Origin of the sequence: Dolichospermum sp. UHCC 0352 (genome assembly GCF_009711925.1) — a bacterium.
Lineage (GTDB): Bacteria > Cyanobacteriota > Cyanobacteriia > Cyanobacteriales > Nostocaceae > Dolichospermum > Dolichospermum lemmermannii.
Genome location: NZ_VIKY01000092.1, coordinates 1 through 8,684, shown reverse-complemented (window position 1 = coordinate 8,684; position 8,684 = coordinate 1). Strand labels below are relative to the sequence as shown.

The 8,684-nt window shown below is 39.6% G+C and carries 8 protein-coding genes; 1 reads left to right on the top strand and 7 read right to left on the bottom strand.

Features of this window, described 5'->3' with window-relative positions; all coding sequences use genetic code 11:
- Positions 1-466: 466 nt before the first annotated feature.
- From FJR06_RS06130 to FJR06_RS06120, 3 genes are all read right to left on the bottom strand, one after another.
- On the bottom strand, positions 467-2,320 hold the full coding sequence (locus tag FJR06_RS06130) for an AAA family ATPase (RefSeq protein ID WP_168651046.1): 1,854 nt from the start codon (positions 2,318-2,320) through the stop codon (positions 467-469).
- A 58-nt stretch (positions 2,321-2,378) separates the two neighbouring features.
- Positions 2,379-4,256 carry an ArsA family ATPase gene (locus tag FJR06_RS06125; protein ID WP_015080760.1) on the bottom strand — a complete coding sequence of 626 codons (1,878 nt, stop codon included), beginning with the start codon at positions 4,254-4,256 and terminating at the stop codon, positions 2,379-2,381.
- A gap of 245 nt (positions 4,257-4,501) precedes the next feature.
- Positions 4,502-5,182: a GvpL/GvpF family gas vesicle protein gene (locus FJR06_RS06120; RefSeq protein WP_015080759.1), complete on the bottom strand. Its 681-nt coding sequence runs from the start codon at positions 5,180-5,182 to the stop codon at positions 4,502-4,504.
- A 149-nt stretch (positions 5,183-5,331) separates the two neighbouring features.
- Here FJR06_RS06120 and FJR06_RS06115 point away from each other — a divergent pair, with 149 nt between their 5' ends.
- The gene (locus FJR06_RS06115; protein WP_041458074.1) at positions 5,332-5,649 is read left to right on the top strand and encodes a hypothetical protein; all 318 of its coding nucleotides are present in this window, start codon (positions 5,332-5,334) and stop codon (positions 5,647-5,649) included.
- 305 nt (positions 5,650-5,954) lie between these two features.
- Here the strand turns inward: FJR06_RS06115 and FJR06_RS06110 are convergent, their stop codons facing one another.
- The 4 genes from FJR06_RS06110 to gvpJ form a co-directional block, all read right to left on the bottom strand.
- A complete protein-coding gene (locus FJR06_RS06110; protein WP_039203147.1) occupies positions 5,955-6,314 on the bottom strand; it encodes a gas vesicle protein GvpG in 360 nt (119 codons plus the stop codon).
- Positions 6,315-6,325: 11 nt separating this feature from the next.
- A complete protein-coding gene (locus FJR06_RS06105) occupies positions 6,326-7,063 on the bottom strand; it encodes a GvpL/GvpF family gas vesicle protein (RefSeq protein WP_168634591.1) in 738 nt (245 codons plus the stop codon).
- Positions 7,064-7,109: 46 nt separating this feature from the next.
- Positions 7,110-7,577 (bottom strand): gas vesicle protein GvpJ, encoded by a 468-nt coding sequence (locus FJR06_RS06100; RefSeq protein WP_015080756.1) that lies wholly within the window; start codon positions 7,575-7,577, stop codon positions 7,110-7,112.
- A 95-nt stretch (positions 7,578-7,672) separates the two neighbouring features.
- Positions 7,673-8,371: a gas vesicle protein GvpJ gene (gvpJ, locus tag FJR06_RS24250; protein WP_371415574.1), complete on the bottom strand. Its 699-nt coding sequence runs from the start codon at positions 8,369-8,371 to the stop codon at positions 7,673-7,675.
- Positions 8,372-8,684 lie beyond the last annotated feature (313 nt).

Genomic DNA, 8,684 nt, shown 5'->3' with positions numbered 1-8,684 from the left:
TACTTTAATTGATTAGTCTAACTTATAACCGACATTCCGCACCCCCCAGTGTCACAATCGGTAATTTCGGATTTTTGAATACCTTTGATGATAATTTTGATACAAAATTGTTGGAATCTTAGGTGGCGATAGCGAAGCGCTGCTGCAAGCAGTTCGCCAATCTCAAATCCCCAAACGACCATTTTTCCTTGTGTGACAGTTTAGGGTGCGGAAGGTGGGTTGGTAACATCAGTGATATGCAAACCGCCTTCTGTACCACCTGTTAAATGCCAAATCAAAAAGGTGTCTTTACCCCATAATATCGGAAACTGCTGTAAAGCGATCGCTAAATCAATTCATAACGATTCTATCCAGTTGTAGCGACGCTGAAAACAATTACCAGTAGTATGGCCATTGCACTTACTTTTCTATGTTTTGCGACCCCCGGACAAATTGCTTGCAGCCAGGGGTAACAGAGAGAATCTAATTAAGCATGACGTTGACTGACTAAAACCTGATGAGAATATTCAAAATCATCATTAGTAATTCTGATATCAGCAGGATCTGTCTGTCCTTGCCCTCGGAAACGGCGAATAGCTTCCACAGCAGCTTGATTGCACAGCAACACTAAATCAGCGCCATTCCAGCCTTCTGTGACTTCAGACCAATATGTTAAATTCACATCTAATAATGGTCGTCCCTGAGTATAGACCTGCAAAATATCTAAACGACTGGCCAAATCAGGTAAATCTACTTTAAGTTGTAGATCTAACCTACCTGCCCGTAATAACGCTGGGTCAAGAGCATCAGGACGGTTTGTCGCCCCAATGACCAGAATACTTGCACCGACTTCTACACCATCTAACTCAGTTAATAATTGCCCTACTACCCGGTTACTCACGCCAGAATCACCACTGTAAGTTCCTCGTGCTGGGGCTAAGGTATCAATTTCATCAATAAATATCACACAGGGTTCTGCTTGTCGCGCCTTGGCAAATAATTCCCGCACTGCTTGTTCACTAGCGCCCACCCAACGAGTCAGTAACTCTGGTCCGTTGACACCAATAAAATTAGCCCTGGCCTGGGAAGCCACAGCCTTGGCTAATAAAGTTTTGCCAGTTCCCGGAGGACCCCATAGCAAAATACCCTTGGGAGCTATAGCCTTAGTTTGTAGATAAAGTTCTGGATAAAGTAGCGCCCCTTCTACGGATTCTCGCAGGGTTTGTTTAATATTCTCTAAACCACCAATATCATCCCAAGCAACTTGGGGAACTTCAACTTCCACACTCCGAAGTACAGCCGGTTTGATTTCCTTTAGTCCCTGCAAAAAATCAGTTTGAATAACCGTCATGTTTTCTGGTGCTTGCACCTCTATAGAAGGAACTTGACGACGCAAAGCTGTGTAAGCCGCCTTTTGACAAACTGCCTTCAAATCAGCCCCCACAAATCCCACCGCCCGCTCGGCGATAAAATCGAGGTCAACGGTGTTATCCAAGGGCATGGAACGGGTGAGAATTTGCAGAATTTCTTTACGGCCGTTGATATCAGGAATGCGAAACTGCACTTCCCGGTCAAATCTTCCCGGTCGTCGCAGGGCTGGGTCAAGGTGGTCAGGGCGGTTGGTAGCCGCGAGAACAATCACCCCTGGGCTATGGGAAAAACCGTCCATTAAGCCTAATAATTGGGCAACCAGACGCTTTTCAACTTCCCCTTCTACGGCACTGCGGTCTGGGGCGAGGCTATCAATTTCATCAATAAAAATAATACAGGGAGCATTTTTGGCGGCTTTTTCAAAGATACCGCGCAGTCTTTGTTCCGCTTCACCGTAATATTTACTGATGACTTCTGGACCGACAATGGCAATGTAGTTAACGCCCAGTTCTTCAGCTAAAGCCCGGGCGGTGAGGGTTTTGCCCGTTCCTGGCGGACCAACCAACAGTACGCCATGGGTGGGTTCTAGTCCTAATTTGGCGAGGAGGTCAGGGCGTTTTAAAGGAATAGCAATCAGTTCCTTGAGTTCTTTAAGAATTTCGCTCAGTCCACCGATATCTTTAAGAGCAATACCTGAAGTAGGATCGGGAGGAACAACTGGATCTGAGGGACCTGCACCAGAAGCTGGGGGGGATTGAGTGTTCATCCGACTTGTACCCACATCATTACCCATACTGCCCATATTACCCCCCATATTACTAGTACGGGGCATATTTCCTGTTCTGGGAATACTGCTTAGGGGTCGGGAATTAAACTGGACATTGGTCTTGATTTCTCCGTTTTCTGCTTTTTCTTCCAGAGCTTTTACCAGTTCCACTAACTGCTCAAATCCCTTGAATAAATCACTCATCAGATTCCTCCAAAAATTGACTCTAAAAAAACCATTGTTTCTTGGCTACATTATCCACTTAAAATAAAAGATTGGCGGCACCTTGAATTCTGGCCATGGGTTCGACAGATCTGGGTAACTTAGGTAAGCGAATAATTGTTTGCTGTGAAAATAAGCTGCTCTCAATCTCTACATCTTGAGTGTAGCGATTTTGTACCACATAACGCTGTTGAATTCCTATGGTTTTTAGAGATTCTGTTAAGCGAATATGTTCAGCTATAATTGCCGCTTCTCCCTGAATTACACCCACAAATTGGGTATGCTTTGGGTTTTTTAATTTCTTCTGAGCTTTAACCACTTGTTGGCGCAGATTTCGCAACCGCCCAATGAAATCAACTCGACCTAAGACATTCTGATATTTCATCCATAACTTAAATATCCAAGATAACCAATCTCCTAATGCAGTTGGCATTTCCAAAAATTGCAGAAGATGACCGGTGGGTGCTGTATCTAGAATAATCAAATCTTGCTGGTTGCTGTCTAATAAATCCATGATGGTGATTAGGGATAGCATCTCATCAATACCTGGTAAAGCTTGAGACATAATCTGCCGCCAAGCCTCTGGAAGATAGGCAATATTTATTGTTGCGTCTGCTTCTGTTCCTTCACCACTAATCATATCCGCCAATTCCCAAAGATAATCGGCACGAAATTGATCTAATATTTTCTCAGCATTGATTTCTTGTCCACTTAAATTGGGAGCTAATAATTTTGGTTCATGTCCTAATTTTTCACCAAAAGCATCTCCCAAGGAATGAGCAGGATCTATGGAAATTACGCGAATGTTTTTATCAGGATAACGATTAGCAAAAGCCCAGGCCATGGCTGCTGACACTGTGGTTTTACCAACTCCTCCTTTGCCACCGACAACAATCAATTGACAGCCTTCCGCTACAAAATCAGTAAAGCTTGGTAAAATTTTAGTCGGCCATTGAATTGGTGGTGGAGAAGCGAGTTCCACTTGATCAATATTTTGAATTTGTCCTGCTAGATTATCTAATGCTAACCCACCTAAAGGTGGGAATTGCTGTTGTGGTACTATGAAAACGGGTTTATTTGGGGAAATTTTGAGGAATTTATTGATGAAGTTTTGCTGTTCTGCATAGCGGTCTAGCTCTGTATCTGAATTTGCCAAAATTCGATTGATTATTATTCCCGCATAGGGAACATCTAGGTTTTTTAAACTTTCTATGAATCGCTCGGTTTCGGCAAAACACATAGGTTCGGAAATGGCGACAACTATACAACCTGTAAATTGATTATCCTGTAGCAGTCGTCTCCCTTCTGCTAATTGAAATTTTAGATCAGCCAAAAAGTCATCAACTTCATCAAGAGTATAGTTTTTTCTGGTCAAAGTTTCTGTGATCACCTGATGCTTTTTCTGGAATAACTCTAATGAATTTAAAATCACATCTAAGAAATCTTTCAATCGCAATAGGTTTAAGGTATGACCAGAAGGAGCCATATCAACTACTATGCGATCTACTTTTTTTTCAGACAGTAGACGTTGGATTTCTAGTAACCCCATTAATTCATTTAAACCAGGCCAGTTCAAATCCCAAACTGGGGCTAAATCTTGTCCGTCTGCTAGACTTCCCCGCTCAACCAGTAGTTCTAAAAATTCGCTATATTTGGCCTTAAATTCTAAGAGCAGTTTTTCAGCATCTAAAGCCTGAACACTCAAATTAGGCAAATCTGTTAATGGTGAAGCATAATCTTTCACTTCTGTCAGTAATACATCTCCTAAAGAATGTGCCGGATCTGTAGAAAGTAACAAAATTGTTTCTTCTGGGAACTGTTTTGCCCAATAACGAGCAAAACTGCAAGAAGTGGTAGTTTTGCCAACTCCACCTTTGCCGCTAAACATGACCAAATTAAGTGAGTCGTACTGGTTCATAATAAAGTTAAAAAATTAACGAAAAGACTAAGTAGGTCGGCGGAAAAGTTTATAACTATGTAAGGAAAAGTTAAGCAGGAGTATGTTTGTTGAATTTAATACGTTTTGTACTTATCTTGCTCACGAGTTAAAAATACCCTTAAACGAGCGCCCATATTTTAATCACCTCAGTAGATTTATTTTCCGTATTTACTTATCTTTACATAGTTTGGTTTCTTTGCGCCGACTTACTTAATAAATAATCACTAAATAAAGTGGTAAGGAGGAAGACAATCTCCTAAAAGTAGATCCCACTTTGGACAAGCTTTCTGCCAGGTTAAAAACTGTTCTAAAAGTAAGGTCTTATCTTGACAACTAACTAAGAGGTAAATCTGTATTTGTTCCTCTTGTTCTTGAACAACAACGGGTAATTGATTAACTTTGGTGATTAAATCAATAAGATTTTGTTTTTCTGCTGCTTGAGCAATACTAAAGTTATTTTGGTTTTGATAGCGTTGCTTTTTAGCTAAGAAATAATCCTTACCTCCCCCTTCAGATGGTACTATTTCTTCTATCATTCGTGGGATCAATTTTAAAGTAAATTCGTTTTTACCATTGATCTTTTCTAGCTTATTTTGATATTCTTTTTCATGGGATTTTAAATGGTTTAGCAGATTATTTGTAGAAGTAAAATAAGTTCCAAACCGCAAGGGTAAAACTGTAATCTGTTGAAAAAGTTCACAAATTACTCGATCATGGGATAAAGCCATTTGGATAATTTTTTCATCATTATTTTGGAATGATTCTAAAAATATCCCCGGTTCGACAATAGCCGCAAGTTCAGTACCATTAATTAGCACTACTTGATTAGCAGCACCCTGTGGCAAAATCAAGGGAGAGCTAGGTATTTCCAAAAAAGCATAAGTGTAGAGATTTTCTAATTCCATATATTTCACCTAGATAAAAATATTTGCTGTTACGAAGTACCTAAAGTTCATATTCATGGAAATAAGAGATAAATTTTTTTCCAGATAATTTGGGGATTTACAATTACAAAAACTTGGTTATAATGATAAAAAATATTCAGGTATTTTTCATGAAAACAATTAGTAATCGCAGTATTAGCAGAGCTAAAATTAGCACAATGCCTCGGACTAAGTCTGATGCATCAAGTCAATTGGATCTTTATAAAATGGTGACGGAGAAACAACGTATTCAGCGAGATATGTATTCTATTAAAGAACGAATGGGTTTACTTCAACAACGCTTAGATATCCTCAATCAACAGATAGAAGCGACAGAAAAAACGATTCATAAATTGCGTCAACCTCACTCAAATACTGCTCAAAATATAGTGCGTTCAAATATTTTTGTTGAGTCGAATAATTACCAAACTTTTGAGGTTGAATATTAAGATCCATTCTGTACTAGTAATCTGTCAAATTTATTTTGACGGGTTTTTGGTAGTGCGGGCATCTTGCCCGCGTGAGCGAGACGCTCACACTACAGTCCATCATTTTTATATTGACAAACTACTAGTTATATAACCATCCTATTTGAATTTTACTCAATATACTTAGATTGTAACACCGATCAGGAAAGGCTTGGACTTTCTCACTTTTTCAACAATCAAATAGGATTCCTATAGGATAATTCCCAATTACCGTTTTCTAAGGGTTTTGAATATAAAAAGAAGTCGCTTACTTGCGCCCATCAATACTAAGGTAACAAGACGAGATGTTGATCTTTATTAACTTCTGCTGTGAATTGAGGTGGATATTCAAAGTCTTCCTGTTCAGCTTCTAATTCTAAGCGTGCTTCCTCTTGTTCAGCTTCTAGTTCCAAGCGTGCTTCCTCTTCTAAGGCTTGAATTTTTAAAAGAATCTCTTCTTCTTGAATCTCGAATTCTTCCTCACCAATTTCGCCAATATCAAAGGAAAGTTGCAAGCTTAATAATTGTTTATGCAAATTTTCTTGGGCGTCAAATTCAGTGTTAGTCCGCTCTTGGATTTGCTCTGCAATCCAGACAACTCCATTCAGAGGACCCATGATGGGCAGTAGTAACAGTTTCGTCAGCATCGTAATAACTCCTATGAATCAAGCTGGGCAAATGTATAGGGAGCAGTAAAATTGTTGTAGCGAATACGTAAGCGATCGCCAAATTTCTGATCAATCACTTCAACACGTTCGCTAAATTCAGATTCACTTTCCCAAGGAATCAAAAAGGCTGCATTGTAAATCATTTCTTCCGTCATAGGCTCACTGACTACAATCTCCTGAGCGAAAGGATTTAGCTCCTGAGAGAAAACTTCAATTACAGCTTGTTTGCGGGCTAGGAGATTAATTTCAATTAATTGTCCAATTTGGATGACTTCCTCCATACTCAACTTTTTGCCTTCCATGTTGTCGCGCTGCTGCTTCAAATCCTGATGAGACTCCATCATGGTTTGTAATTCCGCTTTAGCATCCCAGAAAATTTTAATGCTTACCTCTCTTTTGCCTGCCAATTTTTGAAACAATTGATTCAATTGATCTTTATGGGGATTAATCAATTGACTCATGATGGTTTCCCAATCTTTAACCACTAATCCAAACCGCAGGGGGAGAAGAACACGAAAACCCTCATGCATTGTTTGTTCTAAAACTTTTTCATGAGTTAACAAATTACGGCGAGAAGCCAAATATTTTTCTTGACGAGCCTCTGAATATAAGAAACAAAACTCATCAACCACTTGACTATGAACAGGTTGCTTATCCAATCCTTCAAGCTCAAGAGTTTCAGGAATTGTATTTGGAAAAATGCCGTACAAATAAAGAGGAATACTCATAAGCTGTGAATAAATTAAACCTAAATTTATGATTGATAAATTGGGATTAAATTGGTTTTGATGTCAAAACTAAACGTAATTTAGCGTGAATAAGATCGATTTGAGCGATACCTAAATCTATCTCACCATCTACAACAATTCCAGTATTTAAAAGTCGATCTAATAGCTCTAATACAGAAGGACGACTACTGGGTTGACCTGGATAATAAGAACCGGAAGATGGTAAAAGAGTCCCAATCTCTCCCAAATTTATATTCAAATCTGCCGGGTCAACCTCAAACATCTCACACAAATGTAAGATTTGTTCTTCTAACTTTTGCAGACTGTCTGCTGCCCGTTCTAAGTCAGGTTCACTCAGTAAATCCTCTTCCATGCGCCGAATTACTTGAGCTTCCATCAACTGACGCACCAATTCCAATACAGTCAAAAGTAAAGGAGCTAAACCCGCTTCATTCTTGGGTTTAGAAGCAATGGTCAGTGAATTGTTGAAGTTTTCAGCGGGAGTGCAAACCATTTTTATGATGCAACCTAAAGTTTTAAATGTCTTTGATGCAATTTGATTATTAAAGTTTCAGGAGTTTCAGATACTTCAAGCCTAGATAGTTTAGGTTAGACATCAATCGCTGGATCTACGGATGATGAACTTTCTTCACTGGTTTGAGCCTGAAAATCGAGAATTTCCACGGTTGAAACCACAGGTGATGAACTTTCTTCACTGGTTTGAGCCTGGAAATCGAGAATTTCCACGGTTGAACCTACAGGTGATGAACTTTCTTCACTGGTTTGAGCCTGGAAATCGAGAATTTCCATTGATGTATTTACATATGGTGGAGTTCCCCCACTGGATTGAGCCTGAAAATCTAGAACTTCAATTGGTGTATCTACAGGTGATGGAATTTTTGCACTGGTTTGATACAAATCATCTTTAACATCTGCTGCTAAGGGGATTTCCTCTTTCACACTAGAAGATGTCAGTGAATTTAGCTTTGCCTCTAGACTCTCTAGACGATGCTGAAGTTGTTGATTTTCTTCAACCAAACGTTGAGCCTTAGTGCTGAGATAAGGATCGCTTTCCCACCAATTGATGCCCATTTCCTTGGCTTTATCCACAGAGGAAATTAACAAGCGAATCCGAATATGTACAAGTTCGGTGGATGCGATAGATATAGAAATATCGCCAGCAATCACAATGCCCTTATCTAAAACCCTTTCGAGAATGTCCGCTAAAGTCGAACCTTGGGTAGATGTGTTAATAGTTCGACTTGAGTTAGTCTGAGGACGTGTTGGCAGTATTGGGGTAGAAGTCACAAATAATTCAACTCTTGAATGGTATAGGACTCATATCTGATTTTACAGACTAAAAATTCCTGCTCTAAAGAAAATAAAGCATTGATTATTAGTTGGCAAAAATTAACTTTTTTTGCATTCGCGCTAGTGGTCTGTCGGGCTAAAAATTGTGATTTTGAGGGAAAATAGAGAGCCTATAAACTATAAACCTCATCAACAAATAGAAATTTGACAGGCCACTAGTAGTTTGTCAAGATAACAATGATGGGCTGTAGTGTGAGCGAAACCCTCACGCGGGCAAGACTTGTACTGAGCTTGTCGATAGCGCAGCGTG